Genomic DNA, 24,556 nt, shown 5'->3' on the forward strand with positions numbered 1-24,556 from the left:
TTCGGTGCTGAATGTGCCTCCGTCATCGCGAGCAAGCTCGCTCCCACAGTAGATCTCCATTACTCCCGTGGCATCACGGTCACCCGCACTTCCGGGTCATGGTTGCCGCCGCCCAGAATCACCCCACGCAACGGCGACACATCAGAAAAGTCCCGGCCCCAGGCCAGGGTAATGTGCTCCAGCGCCGGCTGAATGTTGTTGGTCGGGTCAAAGTCGACCCAGCCCAGCACCGGACAGAACACCGAAACCCAAGCGTGGGACGCATCGGCGCCGATCAACAGTGGCTGCCCCGGTGGTGGCTGGGTCAGCAGGTAACCGCTGACATAACGCGCCGCCAATCCCCGGGAGCGCACGCAAGCAAGCATCAGGTGCGCAAAGTCCTGACAGACTCCACGTCGACGCTCCAGCACTTCCACCAGCGGCGTCGCGACCTGAGTCGCCTCGGCATCGAAAGTGAACTCGCTGAAGATCTTCTCCATCAACGCCTGAACGCCCAGCATCAATGGGCGGCCCAGCGGAAAACAGCTTTCGGAGAACTCGACGAAGCTGCTCTTCAAATGCACATAGGGTGACTCAAACCGATAACGACACGCCTCCAGCAGTTGCGGGGAAATCGGCTGGCTGCTGTAGGTCAATGCGCTGCGGGTCATGTCCCAGGCCGGCGATAGATTGAAATCACGCAGTGGCCGGGCCAGCACTTCGACCGTCAGCCGGGCATTGACCAGCAATTCATCGTGAGGTCTTTCGAAGGCCAGCCGGGTCAGCGGATTGCCGAATACGTCCAGCTCATCGCGGCGCGAGGTCGGATCCGGGCTGATCTGCAATTGCTGCTCGGTGCAGCGCTGCCACGCGCAGGGCCGTGGCCACAAATGGGCGAGCTGCTGGGCCAGGGACACCGGGCTGTCGTAGTGATAATGGGTGTCGTGGAGAATCTGGTAATGGGCACTCATCAGACGGACACCGTGCGCTGGCTGACATCATCGACATGGGCGAAATGCCGCAACGCGAGACGATCAGACACCTGATTACTGACATCGGCGATTTCTTGCAGCAGATCCGCCAGACCATCGAGAGCGGCGCGGACACTGCTTTCACCGAACAAAGCGTTCTCCAGACAACCGAGATCGAATCGCGCCAGACGCTCTACCAACGAAGGCAACGCCAAATCGCGCGGCACACCAAAGTCGTCGTTCAAGCGCTTGAGGGTACGGGTCACCAGTTTCAGCTGGAACAGCACCGCGTGGGGGTTCTGTTCATCGAGCAACAACAAATCGAGCACCGGGATCAACTGCGCCACCGCCAGGTAACGGGAACGGTAGGTGATGCTGCTATTGCCCAGTTCCAGCAACCATTCCAGGCCCGCTTGATCAAACGCCCCGGCACCGCGCAGGAACGCCGCCAGACTGCTGCTCAAGAATTGCAAGCGCTCGATCCGCCGACCGATCATCAAGAAGCGCCAGCCTTCGTCGCGGGTCATGTCGTCCAGTGCAAAACCCGACAGCGCCGCAAGTGACATCACCAAGCGGTTGAGGAAATCCAGCAGCTCGCCAAAATCCGGCGCTTCGGTTTCCAGCTCTGCGGCTTCGCGTTGCAACTCGACCAGCGCCTGCCAGTTCTCCCGTGAGAGCTTGCCGCGCACCTGGGACGCCGCCCACTGCAAGCGTTGCAGGTTGGCGCGCAGGCTGAACGGCCAGTCATCGCCAAGCAATGCCGCCAGCAAACGTTCGGGCAATTCGCCTTCGTCGGGCAGCAGCATCAGGCTTTCGCCGAGATCGACCGCAGCCTGCAAGGCTTGCGGATCGTCGCCATCGACATAGCGCGTGAGCATGATCCGCAGCAACCGCGCGCTGTCGTCGCAGCGCTCGCAATAACGACCAAACCAGAACAGGTTTTCGACCACCCGCGACGGCAGGTACGGATCGCGCCGCACCAGATCGTGCACGCCGATGGTCCGCTGGGTTTTCCATTGCTCGCCAATCGGTGCTCGTTCGCCCAACACCCAGGTGTCCTTGCTCGCGCCGCCGCGCTGCATCGACACTACTTCGGCATCGGCATCGGCCGCCACCCGGGTCAAGCCGCCGGGCAGCACCCGATAGCCGTCGTTACTGGCCACCGCGTAAACACGCATGCCGATGGCCCGGGGCTGCAACTGGCCGTCTTCGGCTTGCCAGATCGGTGCCTGCGACAGCTGCGCCAGTTCTTGCGCCACATAGGCATACGGCCGTGCCTGCATGCGCTCGGCGAGGATTTGACGCTGCTTTTCACTCAAGTCACGCCCGAACACCGGGGCAAAACTTTGCGACGGAAACGCCGGTTTGATCAGCAGCTCAGGCAGTTTTTCCAGAGCCTGCGCCAGCACTGGAGGTTCGCCGCACCACCAGGTGGCAATGGACGGCAGGATCAGTTCTTCGCCGAACAGGAATTGATTGATCTTCGGCAGAAAGCCCAACAGGCCCGGCGACTCCAGCACACCGCTGCCCAAGGCATTGGCCACCAGCACCCGCCCCTGTCGCACCGCTTCAAGCAGGCCCGGTACGCCGAGCGCCGAGTCGGTGCGCAACTCCAGCGGATCGCAGAAATCATCGTCGAGCCGCCGCATGATCGCGTGGACCCGACGCAAACCGCTGAGGGTTTTCAGGTATACCGTGGCATCGCGTACCGTCAGATCGCCGCCCTCAACCAGCGGATAACCCAGTTGGCGGGCCAGATACAGGTGCTCGAAATAACTCTCGTTGAACCGCCCCGGCGTCAGCAACACCACCAGCGGCACTTCATCGGCACTTGGCGCCTGACGCGCGAGGGTTTCCTGCAAGGTGCGAAAGAACCCGGCCAGGTGCTGCACCTGCAAATCGCGGTACAGCTCCGGAAAGGCCCGCGACACGATGGTGCGGTTTTCCAGCGCATAACCGGCACCGGACGGCGCCTGAGTCCGATCCGCCGTCACCCACCAACGCCCATCGGGGGTGCGCGCCAGATCCACCGCATACAGATGCAGGAACGCCCCGTCCGGCGGTTGAATGCCCTGACAGGGCCAGAGGAAATTGTTGTGACCAAATACCAGTTCTGCCGGCAACAGGCCTTCGGCAATCAGCCGCTGCGGGCCATACAGATCCGCCAGTACCGCATTGAGCAAACGCGCGCGCTGAGCGATCCCGGCCGACAACTGCTGCCACTCATCGGCCGCGATCACATGGGGTAACAGGTCCAGTTCCCACGGACGATCAGCGCCTTTTGGGTCGGCGTAGACATTGTAGGTGACGCCGTTTTCCTGAATCTGCCGTGCCAGCAAGGCTTGTCGCTGCACCAGTTGCGCCGGGGTGCTGCGTTGCAACTGATCGAACAGCCGTCGCCAATGCGGGCGCACAGCGCCGCTGTCGTCGAGCAGTTCGTGATAGGTGCCCGTTGTGCGCGGGTAACGGTCAAGCAGGTCAGGCATGGAAAGCTCGGCAAGGGCAAGGGAAGTCAGATTAACGCACAGACGCTACAAATCCAGTGGGCACGGGCCCCAAAGCGAACAACCGTGGAGATCCCTGTGGGAGCGAGCTTGCTCCGGGCGGCGTTCCGACGATGACGGCAGCACATTCAACATCATCGTTGACTGACCCACCGCTATCGCGAGCAAGCTCGCTCCCACAGGGAGGTAATCGATGCTGCAAGTACCGCGTTCACTCATTTTTTTTCGCAAACCCGCGCAAATCCAAGGTCATCGGCAGTTCGTCGTTGATGATCAGCGTCGGCACCGGCAAGGTTCCCGGGCTGTGACCGTGACGGAAGAACCGCGCCATCCGCCGGCTCTCCGCCTCGTTGGCGTTCACCGGCAGGCTGTCGTAGTTGCGCCCGCCCGGATGGGCGACGTGGTACTGACAACCGCCCAGCGAGCGTTGCATCCAGGTATCGAGCAAGTCGAATACCAGCGGCGCGTGCACCGGGATGGTCGGTTGCAGGCAGTTCGCCGGTTGCCAGGCGCGAAAACGTACGCCGGCGACAAATTCACCGACCCGCCCGGTCGGTTGCAGCGGCACCGGGATGCCGTTGCAGGTCAGCACATAACGTTGCGGCGCCAAACCTGTGAGCTTGACCTGCAAACGCTCCAGCGACGAGTCGACATAACGCACCGTGCCGCCGGCCGAACCTTCCTCTCCCAGCACATGCCAGGGCTCCAACGCTTGGCGCAGCTCCAGTTCGATGCCACTGACCGCGTAATCGCCGACCTTGGGAAAACGGAACTCCAGATGCGCCGCAAACCACTCGGCACGCAGCGCATAGCCGGCGGCGTTGAGATCAACAATCACGTCGGCGAAGTCCTGCTCGATAAAGTGCGGCAACAGGAAACGGTCATGTAACTCGGTGCCCCAACGGGCCAGCTTGGCCGGCGCATAAGGCTCGCGCCAGAACCGCGCCACCAGTGCCCGCAGCAACAATTGCTGGGCCAGGCTCATGCGCGCATGGGGCGGCATTTCAAAGGCACGCAGCTCCAGCAGACCCAGGCGACCGGTGGCGCCGTCCGGAGAATAGAGCTTGTCGATGCAGAACTCGGCGCGGTGGGTGTTGCCCGTGACATCGATCAGCAAGTTACGCAGCAAGCGATCCACCAACCACGGCGCGCACTCTTCACCCGGTTCGGGCATCTGCGCAAAGGCGATTTCCAGCTCGTACAACGCATCGTTGCGCGCTTCGTCCACGCGCGGCGCCTGGGAAGTCGGGCCGATGAACAGACCGGAAAACAGGTAAGACAGCGATGGATGGTTATGCCAGTAGCTGATCAGACTGCGCAGCAGATCTGGCCGACGCAGAAACGGTGAGTCAGCCGGAGTCGCGCCACCAAGGACGAAATGGTTACCGCCACCAGTGCCGGTGTGCCGACCATCGATCATGAACTTCTCGGTGGTCAGCCGGGTTTGCCGCGCCTCTTCGTAGAGGAATTCGGTGCGTTCGACCAACTCGTCCCAACTGGCGGACGGCTGCACGTTGACCTCGATCACGCCGGGGTCGGGAGTAATGCGGAAGTTACTCAGGCGCGGGTCGCTCGGTGGCTCGTAACCTTCCAGCAATACCGGGCAATGCAGTTCCTCGGCGGTGGCTTCGATGGCGCTGACCAGTTCGAGGTAATCCTCGACGCGTTCCAGCGGCGGCATGAACAGGTACAACCGCCCTTCCCGAGCCTCGGCGCAGAGCGCGGTGCGTGTCAGCCAGTCGGCGGATTGGTCGATTTTCGGTGCGCGCTCATCGGCGGTGGCCGGCTCGCCATGCACCCGCAACCTCGCGGCGTCGGGCAGCTCCGGTAAATCCTGGTTCGGATCGACCGGGTGCACGAACGGGTACTCCGCCGCCGTCACCCACGGTTGCGAAGCCAACGGCAAGCGATAACCCAGCGGTGAATCTCCTGGCACCAACCGGCAATGGCTGTCACGCAGATACCAGCGGCCGCTCTGCCATTGATCGCCCTTGGCGGTGCGCGCCAGCGGCAACACCTGACCGATCACTTTATCGAGCCCCTGGCTGAAGACCTTATGCAGACGGGCGCGCTCAAGTTCATCGCTCAGTCGTGAGTCTTCGGCACTGACGTTGACCGGCAATGCACCTTCGCGCCAGAGGTAGTAAAGGTTGTCTTCGTAGGCTGGAAATACAAAGCGAGCAGGCAGTTTCAAACGCTCGGCGACACTCGCCAGAAAACGCCCGGCCAACGCGCCATCGGCGCCGTAGTCTTGCTGTTCATCGGCAATCAGCGCGCTGTTGTGCCAGATCGGCACGCCATCTCGACGCCAGTAGCAGTTCAGCGACCAGCGCGGCAGTTGCTCGCCGGGATACCACTTGCCCTGGCCAAAATGCACCAGGCCCTTGGGTGCGTAATGTTTGCGCATGCGCTGGAACAGCTCGGCGGACAGCCGCCGCTTGTCCGGCCCGAGTGCTGCTGTGTTCCATTCGGCAGCGTCCGGGTCGTCGATGGAGACGAAAGTCGGCTCACCGCCCATGGTCAGCCGCACATCGCCAGCTTGCAGGTCGGCATCGATCTGCCGGCCCAATGCCTGGATCGCCAGCCACTGGTCTTCGGTGTAGGGCTTGGTGACCCGTGGGGCCTCCCAAATCCGCTCCACCGACATTTCGTGGCTGAATTCGCACTCGCACGGTTCAACCAGCCCGCTGATCGGCGCCGCAGAGGACGGATCGGGGCTACAGGCCAATGGAATATGCCCTTCGCCAGCAAACAGCCCAGAAGTAGCGTCCAGGCCGATCCAGCCGGCGCCGGGCAGGTAAACCTCGCACCAGGCATGCAGGTCGGTGAAGTCCACTTCTGTGCCGGAAGGGCCGTCGAGGCTTTTGACGTCAGCGGTGAGCTGAATCAGGTAACCGGAAACAAATCGCGCCGCCAGCCCGAGGTTGCGCAGCAGTTGCACCAGCAACCAGGCCGAATCGCGGCAAGAACCCGATGCGTGTTCCAGGGTGTATTCCGGGGTTTGAACGCCCGGTTCCATGCGGATCAGGTAGCCGATGTCTTCGCTCAGGCGCTGGTTGAGGGCCACCAGAAAATCCACGGCGGGCAGCGGGGTGCGGTCGATGCCGTCAAGGTAGGCCTTGAACGTCGGCGTCAGCGGCAGGGTTTCCAGGTACGGCGCCAGCTCACGCTGTTCATCGGCGGCATAGGCGAAGGGGATTTTTTCCGCGTAGGGCTCAAGGAAGAAATCGAACGGGTTGAACACCGCCATCTCGGCCAGCAGATCGACTTCGATCCGCAGCTCCGGGGTTTTCTCCGGGAACACCAACCGCGCCAGATAATTGCCCTGGGGGTCTTGTTGCCAGTTGATGAAGTGCTGATCAGGCGAGACTTTCAACGCATAGGAAAGAATCCGCGTGCGACTGTGGGCGGCCGGACGCAGGCGTACGATCTGCGGACCGAGCTCGACAGCGCGGTCGTAGCGGTAATGCGTAACGTGGTGCAACGCGACATGAATCGACACGGCGGCCTCCTGCAAGCCAGGGCATGGAAACAAAGCGCGCAAGACTTATGCCAGAGCGGCGATCATTGCGCTTTATCTTAAGACCCGGTGCAGTACAGCACCAAAACGGCGCCAAGGTGGGTGCCGTGGTGCGAGGGTTGCACATATTTGTGGCGAGTGTGTGAGGGTGGGTCGTGAATCTATCCAGTCAACGGGCTTTGCGCTTGGCAATCAAAGCTTCGCGCAGATGGCGCACTTCGAGCAGCGTCTGGCGCATTTCGCGGTGGCGTTTGCTGTTGAGCAGCAGTAGCGCCAGCAGCGGAAACAGTAAAGTCACGGCATAAATCAGAGGGTGCGGCCCATATGCGATGGCGGGCAATACTCCGAGAAAACAAATGGCCAATAGCGCCACCAGCGGCCTGACCCAATTCGGACGCCCCCGCGCGATCATGAAATTACAGTGCACGATGACCAGGGTGAGCGCGATGCCACCCAGGAAGGAGTACTTGGCACTGTCGGCCATGGAAAGGTTCTGAAAATAGCTTTCGAAAAACAACGGGACCGCAAAGACCAGGGTGAAGACGGAGGCAAATATCGCTCCCATGAAGACCGGGAAGTAGCGGGCGAGATAGCGCGTCAATGGAGGAAAATCGTTCATTTCATTTTCCGGGGCTTGCGGTCGGCAAGGGCAGCTTGGCGCTTTTTGCGAATCATTACGAGTTGACGGCGCATTTCGCGATGGCGCTGACTATTCAGCAACAACATCCCGAGCAAGGGAAACAGCAGGCCAGTTACATAAGCCGCCATATGCGGCCGGTAGCCGTAGGTAGGCAGGACTGTCAGAAAGCACACAGCGTAGAAAGCGACAATGGCCCAACTTCCCCAAGTGCGCCCTCTGATCATGACGAAATGGCTGAACGCCAAGAGCAGCCCCAGCCCAACCGCCGCCAGAAAAGAATAACGCGCACGCTCTGGATCACCGCGAAAATAGGTACTCGAGGCCAATGAGATGGCCGCGGAAAGGGAAAAGCAGGCGAGAAAGAATGCACAGATGAACGTAGGGAAATACTGAGCCAAAAAAGCGCTCAACGAACCTTGGCGCTCCATCATTCAAGCTCCTCATACAAACCTACCGCGATGGTACGAATGTTCCCCGACAAAGCGCTCCCGAAAATACCAATGGCCGCACCGAGAGAATCCCGGATTTGTGTCACAGTGGCGTGGTTGATTTCAGTCGCCGAGTAGCGCTTGACCAGTTCGCCGGAACGCTGGCGCAACTTCAAGAGCTTATTGCTCAAACCAGGATCTTTCAGACTCAACAGTTCCTTGGTGAGCGTTTTTCGTTGCTGGCGGGTCAACCCTTTGGATAGCTCGTACCAGCTTCTACCGGTGGTGGCCTTTCGGGCCTGCAACAATCGCAGCGTGGTCAGGGTAGACGCTCCGGCCCCCAGCAGCGAGGCCGTATCCAGTACTGGCATCGCGTAGCGATACCAGTCTTCGCCGTCCATGTCGTCGTTTGCTGTCGGATCGCTGAGTTCGTTGTAAGTTCTCATACCCCCAACCACACACTGCACCGTACTGGCCGATGCTGCTGTCGCACCGAGCCCAGTCACGACCAAGCTCGCGCCGGCGGTGAAAGGCACGGCGACTGTGCCGCTGAATACTACGATCCAACCCAAAATCGCCCCCGCACAAGACAAGGTGGTATTGACAGCCTCACCCACCAATCGGGACTCTCGCGGGTTGTTGGTCACTTGATCGGCGAACTGCGCAGGCGCAATGTACTTCTGTGCCTCCCGCAAGATGATGCGCTTGGGCTTGATGCTGCAGAGGGGTTTGAATTCGCGCAGGGTGACCACGTTGAAGTCGGCATCGATATACACGACACCCGCGCCGACAATGCCGGGGTCGGCATCGATGGCCGCGAATAGGCGCGGCAGGTTGATTTCACTTTCGATGCGCTGGCGCGCCATGAACTGGGAGCGGTTGGAGTCCATGCCGATGCCGAGCAGGGGGGTGCTCATGGGTGTTCTTCCTTGAAGTGGAGAGTGGCCATGCCGGCCTCATCGCGGGCAAGCCCGGCTCCCACATCTGGAATGCATTCCCCTGTGGGAGCTGGCTTGCCTGCGATGGCAATTAATGGGCGCCACCTTAACAAACAAGTTCTCCACCACCTACAAAGCAAAACGCCAGCACGAGGCTGGCGTTTTGCTTTCTAGGCTGCGATCAACGCGGCACTACCGGCTTACGCCCAGGCTTGGGCCCTTTGCCTTTGGCAGCGTCCTTGCGCTCCTTGGCGGCTTGTTGGTTGCGGGCGAACGCCGCAGCCTTGGCCTGTTCACGCTTGTCCCAAGGGTTACCGCCATCGCTGGCACGCGGCGGCAAGCCGGTGTGTTGCGTAAGGATTTTGGTGGTCTTTTCCCCGGCCACTTTATGGCTACCGGCTGGCGTCGAGTTCTTGCGACGGGCGCTCTGGTAGCTGTCGGTGGCCGGCTGGTGCAGCGGGATCAGCTGGTTCTTGCCCGGCCCGATCAGGTCGGCGCGGCCCATGCGGGTCAGCGCTTCACGCAGCATCGGCCAGCCTTTAGGGTCGTGGTAACGCAAGAACGCCTTGTGCAGACGACGCTGCTCTTCGCTCTTGACGATGGTCACGGCGTCGCTCTTGTAAGTGACCTTGCGCAGCGGGTTCTTGCCCGAGTGGTACATCGCGGTGGCGGTGGCCATCGGCGACGGGTAGAACGCCTGCACCTGGTCCGCACGGAAACCGTTGCCCTTGAGCCACAGCGCCAGGTTCATCATGTCTTCGTCGGTAGTGCCCGGGTGGGCGGCGATGAAGTACGGAATCAGGTACTGCTCTTTCCCGGCTTCCTTGGAGTACTTCTCGAACATCCGCTTGAACTTGTCATAGCTGCCGATGCCCGGCTTCATCATCTGATTGAGCGGACCTTCCTCGGTGTGTTCCGGGGCGATCTTCAGGTAACCGCCGACGTGGTGGGTCACCAGCTCTTTGACGTATTCCGGCGACTCGACCGCGAGGTCGTAACGCAGGCCGGAAGCGATCAGGATCTTCTTCACACCCGGCAAGGCACGGGCGCTGCGATACAACTGGATCAGCGACGAGTGGTCGGTGTTGAGGTTCGGGCAAATGCCCGGGAACACGCACGACGGCTTGCGGCACGCGGATTCGATTTCCGGGGTCTTGCAGGCGATGCGGTACATGTTCGCGGTCGGGCCGCCGAGGTCGGAAATGACGCCGGTAAAGCCTGGGACCTTGTCGCGGATCTCTTCGATTTCGCGAATGATCGACTCTTCGGAGCGGTTCTGGATGATCCGGCCTTCGTGCTCGGTGATCGAGCAGAAGGTACAGCCGCCGAAGCAGCCGCGCATGATGTTCACCGAGAAACGGATCATGTCGTAGGCCGGGATCTTCTCCTTGCCGTACGCCGGGTGCGGAACACGGGCGTAAGGCATGCCAAACACGTAGTCCATCTCCTCGGTGGTCATCGGAATCGGCGGCGGATTGAACCAGACGTCGACTTCGCCGTGCTTCTGGACCAGTGCACGGGCGTTGCCCGGGTTGGTTTCCAGGTGCAGCACGCGGTTGGCGTGGGCGTACAGAACGGCATCGCCACGGACCTTTTCTACCGATGGCAGACGGATCACGGTCTTGTCGCGGGTCATCCGAGGGCTCGCCAGGATCTGCACGACCTTGGCTTCTTCCGGATCGTCAACCGGCCCCTTCTCCTGCTCGATGGCGCAGGCCTGGGTGTCTTGCGTGTTGACGTACGGGTTGATGATCTTGTCGATCTTGCCCGGACGGTCGATGCGCGTGGAGTCGACTTCGTACCAGCCTTGCGGCGTATCACGACGAATGAACGCGGTGCCGCGCACGTCGGTGATGTCTTCGATCTTGTGACCGTAGGACAGACGCTGGGCGACTTCGACGATCGCTCGCTCGGCGTTGCCGTACAGCAGAATGTCGGCGCAGGCGTCGATCAGGATCGAGTTGCGCACCCGGTCCTGCCAGTAATCGTAGTGCGCGATGCGGCGCAGGGAAGCTTCGATGCCGCCGAGAACAATCGGCACGTTCTTGTAGGCTTCCTTGCAGCGCTGGCTGTAAACCAGGCTCGCGCGATCCGGACGTTTGCCAGCCATGCCACCAGGGGTGTAGGCGTCATCGGAACGGATTTTTTTGTCGGCGGTGTAGCGGTTGATCATCGAGTCCATGTTGCCGGCCGCGACACCGAAGAACAGGTTCGGCTCGCCGAGCTTCATGAAGTCGTCTTTGGACTGCCAGTTTGGCTGGGCAATGATCCCGACGCGAAAGCCCTGGGACTCCAGCAGCCGGCCGATGATTGCCATGCCAAACGACGGGTGGTCGACGTAGGCATCACCGGTGACGATGATGATGTCGCAGGAATCCCAGCCGAGCTGATCCATCTCCTCCCTGCTCATTGGCAGGAATGGCGCGGGACCGAAACATTCGGCCCAGTACTTGGGATAGTCAAATAACGGCTTGGCTGCTTGCATGTCGATAACCGGTGTTGGCTTTCATTGAATTTCGCGGGCGCGGAATATAGCACAAATTTTGACCAATTCCGACGGCTATGGTCGGAAATTGGTGTCGCCCCTATCGCGAGCAAGCTCGCTCCCACAGGGATAGCGTCGCTCTTGTGGGAGCGAGCTTGCTCGCGATGAGGCCATATCAGACGCCGAATAGCTTACTCGTCGTCGAAGTTATAGCTGCCCGGCGCGAGGTTTTCGAAGCGGGTGTACTTGCCGATGAACGCCAGGCGTGACGTACCGATCGGCCCGTTCCGCTGCTTGCCGATAATAATCTCGGCGATGCCCTTGTGCTCGGTTTCCGGGTGATACACCTCGTCCCGGTACACGAACATGATGACGTCGGCATCCTGCTCGATCGCTCCGGATTCCCGCAAGTCGGAGTTGATCGGGCGCTTGTTGGGACGTTGTTCCAGAGAACGGTTGAGCTGTGACAGCGCCACCACCGGGCAGTTGAATTCCTTGGCCAGGGCTTTCAACGAGCGGGAGATTTCGGAGATCTCGTTGGTCCGGTTATCGCCACCCGAGCCCGGGATCTGCATGAGTTGCAGGTAGTCGATCATGATCAGGGCCACTTCGCCGTGCTCACGCACCAGACGACGAGTCCGCGCGCGCATTTCCGACGGGCTGATGCCTGCGGTATCGTCGATGAACAGCTTGCGATCGTTGAGCAGGTTGACCGCCGAGGTCAGGCGAGGCCAATCGTCATCGTCCAGGCGACCGGCCCGGACCTTGGTCTGATCGATCCGGCCCAGCGACGACAACATACGCATGATCAGCGATTCGCCTGGCATCTCCAGCGAGTAGACCAGTACGCACTTGTCACTGCGCAGCACGGCGTTTTCCACCAGGTTCATCGCAAAGGTGGTTTTACCCATCGATGGACGACCAGCAACGATGATCAAGTCAGACGGTTGCAGGCCGCTGGTTTTCTCGTCGAGGTCGGTGTAGCCGGTCGACAGGCCGGTGATGGCGTTGTCGGTGTTGAACAAGGTGTCGATGCGGTCGATAGCCTTGGTCAACAGGTCATTAACGCTGACCGGGCCGCCGGTTTTCGGCCGTGCTTCGGCGATCTGGAAGATCTGCCGTTCGGCTTCATCGAGAATTTCGGCGGCGGTGCGACCTTCCGGGTTGAAGGCGCTGTCGGCGATTTCGGTGCTGATGCCGATCAACTGGCGCAGGGTCGCTCGCTCACGAACGATCTGGGCATAGGCCTTGATGTTGGCGACCGACGGCGTATTTTTCGCCAGTTCACCAAGGTATCCGAGACCACCGACTTGCGAGGTCTGACCTTCCTTGTCCAATTGCTCGGCCAGGGTCACGACGTCGATCGGCGAGTTCTGATCGGCCAGCTTGGCGATCGCACGGAAGATCAGGCGGTGGTCATGTCGATAGAAATCACCGTCCGAGACCTGATCGAGCACGCGCTCCCAGGCATTGTTGTCCAGCATCAGACCACCGAGTACAGCCTGTTCGGCCTCGATGGAATGCGGCGGCACCTTCAGCGCGGCGGTTTGCAGATCGTATTGCTCAGGAGCGGAGATATCGTTCATGGCCACTTGGTTTTTTTAGGAAAAGCTGGGGTTGTAGAAAATCAGGAACCACAGAAAGACAAAGGGCACGACCTGTAAACAGGATCGTGCCCGATGTTACCGGCAAGCACCCGAGGGTGCCAGCCGACAAGTGCTGCTTAAGCTGCTACCACGACAACGCGTACGGTGGCTTCAACTTCAGCGTGCAGGTGCACGGCTACGTCGAATTCACCTACGTTGCGGATGGTGCCGTTCGGCAGACGAACTTCGCTTTTTGCAACTTCAACGCCAGAGGCGGTCAGTGCATCAGCGATGTCGTGGGTGCCGATCGAACCGAACAGCTTGCCTTCGTCACCGGCGGTGGCAGTGATAGTCACTTCCAGCTCAGCCAGTTGGGCAGCGCGGCTTTCAGCCGAAGTTTTACGGTCTGCTGCGGCTTTTTCCAGCTCAGCGCGACGCTCTTCGAACGCAGCCAGGTTGGCAGCGGTCGCAGCGGTAGCTTTGCCGTAAGGCAGCAGGTAGTTACGACCGTAACCAGCCTTAACGTTCACTTTGTCACCCAGGTTGCCCAGGTTGGTGACTTTTTCCAGAAGGATCAGTTGCATGTGAAAATCCTCTTAACTTTTAACCTTCACCGTTCGCGCTATCGACGTCTTTCGGCGTCAAACGACCGCGAAAATCAATCAGGCTGTCGACAATGGCCAGGACCACCAGCAACGGATAGATCAGCTGCATAAACAGCAACAGCGTTACGTACAACCCCACCAGCCAAAATTTGGCCAGTCGCTTTTCAGCCACCAGCCCATGAATCAGGGCCAGCCCGGCGAACACCAGCGGTACGCTGCACAACGGCGTCAACATGGCCAGCTGGGAACCGAAATTCGGCCCCAGAAGCATGCACGCCAGCAGCAACATCGCCGGCCCCAGCGGGATTCGGATGGCGCGAAACTCGCGACCAAAACCACCGGGGTTGTACAACAACGCCTGCCAGTAGCGCCCGACAATCAGGCTCAGCACACTGACGATTTGCAACAAGGCCGCAATCAGGCCGGTCAGGACCGGGGCAATCAGGGCGGCGAGACGCGCTCGCTCCTCTACCGACAATTGTTGGTAGAGGTCACCGAGGGCCAGCGGCAGGATCTTTACCAGTTCCTGCGCCAGCATCTCGATCTGAGGGCGGTAAGCCGCACCCAGCACCACTGAAAACACCAATCCCATCGCTATGCTGACCAGCAGCACGCGGTTCCAGGACTCACTTGCGCGCAAAACCAACGCAAGGCCCGAAGACCCCAGCAACACCATGAGTGCGCGTGGATCATCGGAATACAGCCACCAGATCAATGCCGGCAGTATTCCCAGAGCAAGAACGCCAAGGGCGTCCTTCAATCCGCGCCGCAGCAGCACAAGGCTCCCGGCGGCAGCACCCAACCAGTACAACAACGGCAATGCCGCGCATCCAGCCACTACGAGAGTGGCCTGCATACGACCGCGCATGATGAACTCAGCTATGGCGCGCATGCATTCAATCCTTTGCTACGTGTCGACTGCCCGGTCTCAGCGGCCGTGGCTGTCGGTGTAGGCCAGCAGGGCCAGGAAGCGGGCGCGCTTGATAGCGGTGGCCAGCTGACGCTGATAACGAGCTTTGGTACCGGTGATGCGGCTTGGAACGATTTTGCCGGTCTCGGATACGTAAGCTTTCAGAGTGTTGAGATCTTTGTAATCGATCTCTTTCACGTCTTCAGCGGTGAAGCGGCAGAATTTACGACGACGGAAGAAACGTGCCATGTAATAGGCTCCTCAAAAGGTCCGTGGATTACTCGTCAGCGTTATCGCTGTTGTCGCTGTCATCACTGTCAACGCCTTCAGCGTCGGAGTGCTCAGGACGGTCGCGACGCTCACGGCGCTCACTGCGGTTTTCTTCAGCCTTGAGCATCTCGGATTGGCCGGTAACGGCTTCTTCGCGACGGATGACCAGGTTACGGATCACTGCATCGTTGTAGCGGAAGTTGTCTTCCAGCTCGGCCAGGGCCTTGCCAGTGCACTCAACGTTCAGCATCACGTAGTGAGCCTTGTGAACATTGTTGATTGCGTAGGCCAGTTGACGACGGCCCCAATCTTCCAGACGGTGGATTTTGCCGCCGTCTTCTTCGATCAGCTTGGTGTAACGCTCAACCATGCCGCCGACTTGCTCGCTTTGATCCGGGTGGACCAAAAAGATGATTTCGTAATGACGCATGAATGCTCCTTACGGGTTGTAGCCTGCCGCTCAAAAGCGGTCAGACAAGGAGTGAATGACACTTATGGACTTGCCGGCGATAGACACATGCGTGCCTGCCGTCACAGCAAGGGGCGCAATTGTAGAGAAGGGACAGAAGAGGTGCAAGGCAATTGGTGATTATTTGAACAGTTCGTTCACACCACCATTTTTTGCTTATCCACAAACCACTGTGGGAGCGAGCTTGCTCGCGATGAGGGCGTAACATTCAATATTTATGCTGAATGTTACACCGCTATCGCGAGCAAGCTCGCTCCCACAGGGGATTTGCAGCAGATCAGGGCTTTTTGGCGGCGGCTTTGACGCCGCGCTGGCGCAAGGCCTCGAACAGGCACACTCCAGTCGCCACGGAAACGTTGAGACTGCTGACGCTACCGGCCATCGGCAAACGCACCAGGTAGTCGCAAAGATCGCGAGTCAGGCGGCGCATCCCGCTACCCTCCGCACCCATGATCAGGATGGTCGGGCCAGTCAGGTCCTGCTGATACAGATCCTGCTCAGCCTCGCCCGCCGTACCGACAACCCACAAGCCGCGCTGCTTGAGTTTTTCCAGGGTGCGCGCCAAGTTGGTTACGGCCACCAACGGAATCACTTCAGCGGCACCACAGGCGACTTTTCGTACAGTCGGAGTCAGGGTGGCTGACTTGTCCTTCGGAACGATCACCGCCAATGCACCGGCCGCATCGGCGGAACGCAGGCAAGCACCGAGATTGTGCGGATCGGTCACGCCGTCGAGCACCAGCAGCAGCGGCGCGCCTTCGGTACGGTCAAGCAGCTCGTCGAGCATTGCCTCGCCCCAAACCTGGCTAGGACTGACGTCCGCCACCACGCCCTGGTGCACGCCTTCAACCCAGGCATCCAGCTCACGGCGCTCGGCCTGGCCGACCGCAACGCGGTTTTCGCTGGCCAGTTCGATCAGCGTCTGAACGCGCGGATCACTGCGGCCTTCGGCCAGCCAGATCTGCTTGACGCGTTTCGGGTGGTGTCGCAGCAACGCTTCTACGGCATGCACGCCGTAGATTTTTTCCAACTGACTCATGACTTGGCCTTAGGTTTACGCGCCCCGCCGCTTTTGGCTGGAGCCGAGCCCGCTTTTGGCGGGCCTTTACGGTGTTTACTCGGTTTGGCTGGCTTGCCGCCGGAGGCCTTTTCAGGCGCCGACCGTCCGGCCTTTCCCCCAGACGCCGCTTTACCGCCGCTCTTCGCTTCGGCCAGCAACGCCTGCTTCATTTCACGACTTTTGCGTACTTCGGCGTTTTTCGCCGCGGCATCGCTCGGGCGATAGGCTTCGACCGCTTTTTCCTTCGCCGGACCACGACGACCGCTTTTCGCCGGCGCCGGTTCAGCAGCAGTCTTGGCGGCAGGAGCCGAGGTTTCTGCACCACGCTTCTTGCGGCCAATCGGCGCGCTGATGGTTTTTTCAGCCATCTCGAAGTCGATCTTGCGCTCGTCCAGATCAACCCGCATCACGCGCACTTCGACGGTATCGCCGAGGCGGAAGCTGCGACCGGTACGCTCACCGGCCAGGCGGTGATGCACAGGGTCGAAGTGGTAGTAGTCGCCCGGCAAAGCGGTCACGTGGACCAGACCTTCGACGTAGATGTCGGTCAGCTCGACGAACAGACCAAAACCGGTTACCGCAGTGATCACACCCGGGAACGACTCGCCCACACGGTCTTTCATGAACTCGCACTTGAGCCAGTTCACCACGTCGCGGGTCGCTTCGTCGGCACGGCGCTCGCTCATCGAGCACTGCTCGCCGAGTTGCTCCAGCGCCGCTTCGTCGTACGGATAGATGCGCGCTTTCGGAATGGTCATCGCCCCGGCACGACGCACGTGTGGCGTGTCTTGCCTGGAGTGGATGACGCTGCGAATCGCCCGGTGCGTGAGCAAGTCCGGGTAACGGCGAATCGGCGAGGTGAAGTGGGTATAGGCTTCGTAATTCAGGCCGAAGTGGCCCTGGTTATCAGCGCTGTACACCGCTTGGCTCAACGAACGCAGCATGACGGTCTGGATCAGATGGAAATCCGGACGATCCTTGATCCCGGCCAGCAGCGCCTGATAGTCCTTCGGCGACGGACCGTCCTTGCCTTTGTGCAGGGACAGGCCGAGCTCGCCGAGGAAGGCGCGGAGTTTTTCCAGGCGCTCCGGTGGCGGACCGTCGTGAACCCGGTACAGCGCAGGAATTTCATGCTTCTTCAGGAACTCGGCGGTGGCCACGTTGGCCGCCAGCATGCATTCCTCGATCAGTTTGTGCGCGTCGTTGCGCACGGTCGGACGGATTTCGGCAATCTTGCGCTCGGAGCCGAAGATGATTCGGGTTTCCTGCGTTTCGAAATCGATCGCGCCACGGACGTGACGGGCCGCCAGCAGCACCTTGTACAGCGAGTAGAGCTGCTTGAGGTGCGGCACGACGTCAGTGTACTCACCGCGCAACTGACGGGCTTCGGTGGTTTTCGGCTGCTCCAGCATCGCGCTGACCTTGTTGTAGGTCAGGCGGGCGTGGGAGTGAATCACCGCTTCGTAGAAGCAGTAATCGGTCATCTCACCGGATTTGGAGATGGTCATCTCGCAAACCATGGCCAGGCGATCGACATGCGGGTTCAGCGAGCACAGGCCATTGGACAACTGCTCAGGCAGCATCGGCACCACGCGCTCGGGGAAGTACACCGAGTTGCCGCGAACCTGGGATTCGTTGTCCAGCGCCGAACCGATCTTCACGTAGCTGGAAACATCGGCAATGGCCACGTATAACTTCCAGCCACCGGAGAACAGCCGCAGCTTGCCCGGTTTCGCTTCGCAGTAGACCGCGTCATCAAAGTCGCGGGCATCTTCGCCGTCGATGGTGACGAACGGCAGATGACGCAGGTCGATGCGCTTCTCTTTGTCTTTCTCTTCGACTTCCGGCTTGAGCTTGGCAGCTTCCTTGAGCACCGCTTCAGGCCAGACGTGAGGAATGTCGTAGGTCCGCAGGGCAATATCGATCTCCATGCCCGGCGCCATGTAGTTACCGACCACTTCCACCACATCGCCTTGCGGCTGGAAGCGTGGGGTCGGCCAGTGCGTGATCTTCACTTCAACGAATTGGCCGATATTGGCGTTGGCGTTACGACCCGGAGTCACCAGCACTTCTTGCTGGATCTTCGGGTTGTCGGCCACCACAAAGCCGATGCCGCCTTCTTCGAAGTAACGACCGACGATGCTCTCGTGAGCACGGGTCACCACTTCGACGATCACGCCTTCGCGGCGACCGCGACGGTCCAGACCGGAAACCCGTGCCAGCGCACGGTCACCGTCGAACACCAGACGCATTTGCGCCGGGCTCATGAACAGGTCGTCGCTGCCGTCATCCGGGATCAGGAAGCCGAAGCCGTCACGGTGACCGCTGATGCGGCCCAGGATCAGGTCGAGCTTGTCTACCGGCGCGTAAGTGCCGCGACGGGTATAGATCAGTTGAGCGTCGCGCTCCATGGCGCGCAGGCGGCGGCGCAGGGCTTCGATCTGGTCTTCTGTGGTCAGACCAAACTCTTCGACCAACTGCTCGCGGTTAGCAGGCGAACCCCGATCAGCAAGGTGCTGAAGGATCAGTTCGCGGCTAGGAATAGGGTTTTCATATTTTTCCGCTTCACGAGCGGCCTCGGGATCGAGGGACTGCCAATCGGCCATTAGAGAGTTTTCACCTTGTCTATATGCGGGTTAGTTTGGCATAGGCGTAATGAAACGGGAAATTTCAGGCTCTTGGAGGCTCTAAAAAGCCCCTTCCTCCGCCTGGAAAGACAGCATTGAGCACCGCTCGTAAAATTTTCCAGGTTTTTTTGATATCAGGGGTTTACAGTTAAAAAGACGCTCCGTATAGTGCGCGCCATCGACGACGGAGACGTTGCCGATACTGCCCAGATGGTGAAATTGGTAGACACGCCAGCTTCAGGTGCTGGTGACCGCAAGGTCGTGGAAGTTCGAGTCTTCTTCTGGGCACCAATTTCGAGCTTGAGATTAGAACAATTTCAAGACTCACACAAAAACCCGCGAAAGCGGGTTTTTGCATTCTAAGCATTTGATTTATTAAAACCAATTCAGGGGTTTACAGATCAAAACGCTCTCCGTATAGTGCGCCACATCAACAGCGGCAACGCTGAAGATATTGCCCAGATGGTGAAATTGGTAGACACGCCAGCTTCAGGTGCTGGTGACCGCAAGGTCGTGGAAGTTCGAGTCTTCTTCTGGGCACCAATTCAAAGTTCAAGGTCAACGATCTTGAATCTCTCAAAAACCCGCGAAAGCGGGTTTTTGCGTTTCTGGCGTTCGATAATTTCCAGCCGCTGACTTCCTTGCTGGATGTATTTGAGTCGCCGATAAAATAAAAGATCGCAGCCTGCGGCAGCTCCTACGCGGGAATATGCGTTTCCCCCTGTAGGAGCTGCCGCAGGCTGCGATCTTTTGATCTTCAGGCTTAAGCCCTGAACTGCCCCAGGCTCGCCTTCAGCTGCGCCGCCAAACTGTCCAGCACCTTGCCGCTGGCCGTGGTTTCCACAACCGCCTGCGCCGCACGCTCAGCCTGGGCATGAATCGTCTCGACCCGCCCGCGCACCGCGTGTGCGCCTTTGGCCTGATGCGCCGCTGCTTGAGTCGCCAGACCGATAGCCGCATGCACCTGCTCGACGGAAGTCTGCACCGACTGCTGCAAGCGCGCGCTGTCGCGCAATACCAGCAAACCTTCGCTGGCCTGACGCCCCGCCAGCCCAATCGCCGCCACAGCCTCACGAGCGCCTTGCTGCAAGGCCCCGATGTGCGCCTGAATGTCGCCCGTCGAGCGTTGAGTCTTGCTGGCCAGCGCTCGCACTTCATCGGCGACTACCGCAAAACCACGCCCGGTCTCACCGGCGCGCGCCGCCTCGATCGCCGCGTTCAGTGCGAGCAAGTTGGTCTGCTCGGCAATCCCGTGAATCACCTCGAGCACCACTTCAATCTGCTCGCTCTGTTGCGCCAGGCGCTCGATGACTTTCGCCCCGGTATCGACCTGCCCGGCCAATGCCTCGATCAAACTGCCGACCTGCGCCGAGGTGCGGGTGTTTTCGTCGGTAGCCTGACGAATATCCACCACCTGCTGCAACGCCGCCTGCATCGCGTGGCTTTCGGCCTGCGCCTCGTCAGCCATTTGCGACAAGGCGCGCAAGCTCTCCGCCACCTCATCGCGCTGGGATTTCGCCGCCGCATCGGCGCCGGCATTGCGCTTGGTCATCGCACCGATTTCCACACCGGTGCGCTGAGCCACATCACCCGCTTCGCGAACGATCGGCTGCAACTTATCCACAAAACGATTGACCGCCGACGCCATGTCGCCAATTTCATCCTTACTGTTGATCTGCACGCGCCTGGTCAGGTCACCATCACCCGCCGCCAGATCCTCCATTGCCACAATCAGCAGCTTCAGGCGATTGACCACCCGCCGCCCAAGCACTACCGCCAGTAGCAGCAAGACACCACAGCCGACCAACGCCAGCGCCATGCCGATCCGCCAGCGTAAAGTCGCCGCCGCTTCCTGAACGGTACTGGCGGTATTGGCTTTCATTTCAGTGGCCGTGGACTGCGCCGACTGCAAGCGCGAGCGCATGGCTGTGGCGCTATCGGCCGCAGCGCCCTTGAGGCTATCACCGACCAGTTGATCACTGCTGGCGATCAGCGCCGAGAAGCGCTTGTCGAGGGCCGCCAGGTCGGTTTCCACCGACGCCGTGGAGACGCCCATCAGCACCTTGCCGATTTCCACGCCATTGGGATTGATCGAGGCTTCGAGGTAGTAGACCGAAGGATCGTTCTTCGCCGCACTCAGCACTTTATCCAGCGCCCGCTCACCCTGGCCTTTTTCCAAAAGGGCAGCGTTGATCGGGTTGTCCCGGTTCAGGTAGCGGGTCAGGTGCTGACCGGTGGCGTCGTCGTACACCACGAACAGCACGTTCGGATTGCGTTGTGCACGCCGGGCGAACTCGGACAGGGTTGGAACGTCGCTGTCCCACATGGCGCGTGGTGCGACCGAGGCCAGGAGCTGAGCCATGTCATTGGCAGAGTCCTTCAGATCCTTTTCCAGGGTCGCACGCAGTTGCGCCTGCTCTTCCTTCAGTCGCGAGGACAACCCAGCGGTCAAACGCTGACGAGTATTGGTGGAGAGGCTATCGAGACTCGAAGTGACCTCACGCCCGGCCTGCTCGAGTTCGCCAGAGAGTTTCCGACTATCGACGCCGAGACGACTGCCCAAATCTGCTTCCAATGCAGTCACGGTGCTCCGGGTCAGTGCGACAGCCACCAACACCTGCACCAACAAGGCGATACCAAGGGTAACGAACACGGGCCGCAACAAACGGCTTTGTAACAGTGAGAGAACGGCCGACACAGGAAATCCCTCTACTTGCACGCCATTAAATTGATGGCACTCTAGAAGCATTATCCACAGCAAAGGTCATGCCGCCCAACAGGCATAAACGACAAAGGGCCCGATTAAGGGCCCTTTGTGTTTTACATCAACGACTTATTAAGCGAACGGGTGACGCAGAACGATGGTTTCGTTGCGGTCCGGGCCCGTCGAAATAATGTCGATCGGCGCGCCGACCAACTCTTCGACGCGTTTGATGTAGTTGCGAGCAGCCTGAGGCAGCTCTTCCAGGGTCTTGGCACCCAGGGTCGACTCGGTCCAGCCCGGCATTTGTTCGTACACCGGCTCAAGGCCGATGTAGCTGTCGGCGTCGGTCGGCGCGTCGATCACGGCACCCTCCTGGTTCTTGTAGCCCACGCAGATGTTGATGGTCTCAAGACCGTCCAGTACGTCCAGCTTGGTCAGGCACAGGCCCGAGATGCTGTTGACGTCGATGGCGCGACGCAGGATGACGGCGTCGAACCAGCCGCAACGACGGGCACGGCCGGTAGTAGCACCGAACTCGTGACCACGCTTGGCCAGGAACGCACCAACGTCGTCGAACAGCTCGGTCGGAAACGGACCCGAACCGACGCGAGTGGTGTAAGCCTTGGTGATGCCGAGGATGTAATCCAGGTACATCGGGCCAAAACCCGAACCGGTTGCGATGCCGCCAGCGGTGGTGTTGGAGCTGGTGACGTACGGATAGGTACCGTGGTCGATGTCCAGCAGCGAGCCTTGGGCGCCTTCGAACATGATGTCTTTGCCGTCGCGACGCAGGTTATGCAGTTCGGCGGTGACGTCGAGCATCATCGGCTTGAGCAGCTCGGCGTATTCCATGCACTCGTCCAGAGTCTTCTGGAAGTCGATGGCCGGCTCTTTGTAGTAATTGACCAGTACGAAGTTGTGGTAGTCCAGCAACTCGCCCAGCTTGGCGGCGAAACGCTCGCGGTGGAACAGGTCACCGATGCGCAGACCACGACGTGCAACCTTGTCTTCGTAGGCCGGGCCGATGCCGCGACCGGTGGTGCCGATCTTCAGTTCGCCACGGGCCTTTTCACGAGCCTGGTCCAGCGCTACGTGGTAAGACAGGATCAGCGGGCAGGACGGGCTGATACGCAGGCGCTCGCGCACCGGTACGCCTTTCTCTTCCAGCTTGATGATCTCGCGCAGCAGGGCGTCAGGTGCAACCACCACGCCGTTGCCGATCAGGCACTGCACGCCATCGCGCAGCACGCCCGACGGGATCAGGTGCAAGACGGTTTTTTCGCCGTCGATCACCAGCGTGTGGCCAGCGTTGTGACCACCTTGGTAGCGCACTACGGCGGCAGCATGTTCGGTCAGCAGATCAACGATCTTGCCTTTGCCCTCATCACCCCATTGGGTGCCCAGGACTACGACATTCTTACCCATAACACTTGTCCTCATTCGCGCAAACTTGGTGCCGGCAGCCGCCGGCAGGAAAACTCAAGAAGCCAGCGGCAATACTTGCCAAAGCCCGTTCTGCTGAATCAATTGCCGGTCGCAGTCCGCATCACGGGCGGCGGCCAATGGTTGCCCAGGCAATGCCTGAACGACACGCTGACCCTCACTGCGCAACTGGCAAACCTGCTGCCAGAGTGCTGTATCCGTACTGTCAGGCATCCAGATACCGCCAGACGGTAGCTCGATTTCAGCACGCCCCAGGGTCACCAGGGTTTTCAAATCGGTAGAGAAGCCAGTAGCCGGACGGGCGCGACCGAAGTCGGCGCCGATGTCGTCGTAACGACCGCCCTGAGCGATGGACTGGCCAACACCCGGTACAAATACCGCGAACACCACACCGGTGTGGTAGTGGTAACCGCGCAACTCGCCCAGATCGAAGTACAGCGCAAGTTCCGGGAATCGCACGGACAAACGCTCGGCAATCGCCAGCAAGTCGTCCAGCGCCGCCAAAACAGGCGCCGGCGCATTGGCCAGACGCTCGCGAGCAGCAACCAGCACTTCACGGCCGCCGCACAGATCAACCAGAGCCCGCAGCATGCCCGACAAATCGGCAGGCAGGCCTTCGGTCAAGGTAATGACCTCATCGATGGCCTTGCGTTGCAGGGCATCGAACAACTGTTGCTCGACTTCACCGGACAAACCGGCGGCACGTGCCAGGCCACGGTAGATACCGACATGACCGAGGTCCATGTGCACATCCGGCACGTCGGCCAGTTGCAGCATGGCCAGCATCAGGCTGATGACTTCCACGTCGCTGCTCGGGCTGGCATCGCCGTACAGTTCGGCGCCCAGCTGAATCGGGCTGCGCGAGGTCGACAACGCCCGCGGCTGCGCATGCAGCACGCTACCGGCATAGCACAGACGGCTCGGACCTTCGTGACGCAAGGTGTGCGCATCGATGCGCGCCACTTGCGGCGTAATGTCGGCACGGAAACCCATCTGCCGACCCGACTGCGGGTCGATGACCTTGAAGGTCCGCAGATCGAGGTCCTGGCCCGCGCCAGTCAGCAGGGATTCCAGGTACTCGATATGCGGGGTCACGACGAACTCGTAACCCCAGCTCTGGAACAGATCCAACACCTGACGACGCGCGACTTCAATGCGCGCCGCCTCTGGTGGCAGTACTTCTTCGATGCCATCTGGCAGCAGCCAGCGGTCTACCGTTGCCATTACGCCATTCCCCTATGATCCGGGCGGCCAGCCCTCGGGCTGACCTTGAGTGAAGCAGAAAATGTCCGGCCCATACGCATAAGTCGCGCGCATGAACGACGCGGCGATCGGCCTGAAATCGGCCTCGCCAAACACTTTCCTCGAAAAACCTGTCGAGTCGTTCAACCCGAGTCTTGCAATAAAAAACCGCAAT

At 60.2% G+C, this 24,556-nt stretch carries 17 protein-coding genes and 2 tRNA genes; 2 read left to right on the forward strand and 17 right to left on the reverse strand.

Translation table 11 applies throughout. The annotated features are described in order from the left end of the window. Window positions 1–59: 59 nt before the first annotated feature. The 14 genes from BK659_RS03660 to rnr all read right to left on the reverse strand — a co-directional run bounded on the left by BK659_RS03660 (window position 60) and on the right by rnr (window position 18,971). Entirely contained in the window at window positions 60–950 is an 891-nt protein-coding gene (locus BK659_RS03660; RefSeq protein WP_123423769.1) for a transglutaminase family protein, read from the reverse strand. Beyond that, on the reverse strand, window positions 950–3,436 hold the full coding sequence (locus tag BK659_RS03665; RefSeq protein ID WP_123423770.1) for a circularly permuted type 2 ATP-grasp protein: 2,487 nt from the start codon (window positions 3,434–3,436) through the stop codon (window positions 950–952). Before BK659_RS03665 ends, BK659_RS03660 begins: the two co-directional genes overlap by 1 nt. 229 nt (window positions 3,437–3,665) lie before the next feature. Then, entirely contained in the window at window positions 3,666–6,956 is a 3,291-nt protein-coding gene (locus tag BK659_RS03670; protein ID WP_123423771.1) for a transglutaminase family protein, read from the reverse strand. Between the two features lie 187 nt (window positions 6,957–7,143). Next, window positions 7,144–7,593, reverse strand: a complete 450-nt coding sequence (locus tag BK659_RS03675; RefSeq protein WP_123423772.1) for a hypothetical protein — start codon at window positions 7,591–7,593, stop codon at window positions 7,144–7,146. After that, window positions 7,590–8,045, reverse strand: coding sequence for a hypothetical protein (locus tag BK659_RS03680; RefSeq protein WP_173860755.1), 456 nt, complete (start codon window positions 8,043–8,045; stop codon window positions 7,590–7,592). Before BK659_RS03680 ends, BK659_RS03675 begins: the two co-directional genes overlap by 4 nt. Then, window positions 8,042–8,959 (reverse strand): Ssp4 family T6SS effector, encoded by a 918-nt coding sequence (locus BK659_RS03685; RefSeq protein WP_123423773.1) that lies wholly within the window; start codon window positions 8,957–8,959, stop codon window positions 8,042–8,044. The genes BK659_RS03680 and BK659_RS03685 overlap by 4 nt, the downstream gene beginning before the upstream one ends. A 202-nt stretch (window positions 8,960–9,161) precedes the next feature. Then, complete coding sequence (locus BK659_RS03690; protein WP_123423774.1) at window positions 9,162–11,465, reverse strand: YgiQ family radical SAM protein; 2,304 nt, start codon at window positions 11,463–11,465, stop codon at window positions 9,162–9,164. Window positions 11,466–11,656: 191 nt separating this feature from the next. Then, window positions 11,657–13,051, reverse strand: a complete 1,395-nt coding sequence (dnaB, locus tag BK659_RS03695; protein WP_123423775.1) for a replicative DNA helicase — start codon at window positions 13,049–13,051, stop codon at window positions 11,657–11,659. Between the two features lie 137 nt (window positions 13,052–13,188). Further along, window positions 13,189–13,635: a 50S ribosomal protein L9 gene (gene rplI, locus BK659_RS03700; RefSeq protein WP_003197251.1), complete on the reverse strand. Its 447-nt coding sequence runs from the start codon at window positions 13,633–13,635 to the stop codon at window positions 13,189–13,191. Between the two features lie 19 nt (window positions 13,636–13,654). Then, complete coding sequence (locus tag BK659_RS03705; protein ID WP_123423776.1) at window positions 13,655–14,548, reverse strand: YybS family protein; 894 nt, start codon at window positions 14,546–14,548, stop codon at window positions 13,655–13,657. Between the two features lie 36 nt (window positions 14,549–14,584). After that, on the reverse strand, window positions 14,585–14,815 hold the full coding sequence (rpsR, locus tag BK659_RS03710) for a 30S ribosomal protein S18 (protein WP_002551829.1): 231 nt from the start codon (window positions 14,813–14,815) through the stop codon (window positions 14,585–14,587). A 28-nt stretch (window positions 14,816–14,843) separates the two neighbouring features. Next, window positions 14,844–15,266 carry a 30S ribosomal protein S6 gene (gene rpsF, locus BK659_RS03715; RefSeq protein ID WP_007939579.1) on the reverse strand — a complete coding sequence of 141 codons (423 nt, stop codon included), beginning with the start codon at window positions 15,264–15,266 and terminating at the stop codon, window positions 14,844–14,846. Between the two features lie 316 nt (window positions 15,267–15,582). Beyond that, window positions 15,583–16,344 (reverse strand): 23S rRNA (guanosine(2251)-2'-O)-methyltransferase RlmB, encoded by a 762-nt coding sequence (rlmB, locus tag BK659_RS03725; RefSeq protein WP_123423778.1) that lies wholly within the window; start codon window positions 16,342–16,344, stop codon window positions 15,583–15,585. Continuing rightward, window positions 16,341–18,971 (reverse strand): ribonuclease R, encoded by a 2,631-nt coding sequence (gene rnr / locus BK659_RS03730; RefSeq protein ID WP_123423779.1) that lies wholly within the window; start codon window positions 18,969–18,971, stop codon window positions 16,341–16,343. Before rnr ends, rlmB begins: the two co-directional genes overlap by 4 nt. A 225-nt stretch (window positions 18,972–19,196) precedes the next feature. Between rnr and BK659_RS03735 the strand changes: the two genes are divergently transcribed. Together BK659_RS03735 and BK659_RS03740 are read left to right on the forward strand one after the other, a co-directional pair. Further along, window positions 19,197–19,283, forward strand: a tRNA-Leu gene (locus BK659_RS03735). Between the two features lie 165 nt (window positions 19,284–19,448). Further along, window positions 19,449–19,535: transfer RNA gene (locus tag BK659_RS03740), tRNA-Leu, on the forward strand. A 220-nt stretch (window positions 19,536–19,755) separates the two neighbouring features. Here the strand turns inward: BK659_RS03740 and BK659_RS03745 are convergent. The 3 genes from BK659_RS03745 to BK659_RS03755 form a co-directional block, all read right to left on the reverse strand. Then, a complete protein-coding gene (locus BK659_RS03745) occupies window positions 19,756–21,690 on the reverse strand; it encodes a methyl-accepting chemotaxis protein (protein ID WP_123423780.1) in 1,935 nt (644 codons plus the stop codon). 138 nt (window positions 21,691–21,828) lie between these two features. Then, complete coding sequence (locus BK659_RS03750; protein ID WP_123423781.1) at window positions 21,829–23,121, reverse strand: adenylosuccinate synthase; 1,293 nt, start codon at window positions 23,119–23,121, stop codon at window positions 21,829–21,831. Window positions 23,122–23,175: 54 nt separating this feature from the next. Beyond that, window positions 23,176–24,363, reverse strand: coding sequence for an ATP phosphoribosyltransferase regulatory subunit (locus BK659_RS03755; RefSeq protein WP_123423782.1), 1,188 nt, complete (start codon window positions 24,361–24,363; stop codon window positions 23,176–23,178). Between the last annotated feature and the right edge of the window lie 193 nt (window positions 24,364–24,556).

Source organism: Pseudomonas brassicacearum (genome assembly GCF_003732225.1).
Classification (GTDB): Bacteria; Pseudomonadota; Gammaproteobacteria; order Pseudomonadales; family Pseudomonadaceae; genus Aquipseudomonas; species Aquipseudomonas brassicacearum_E.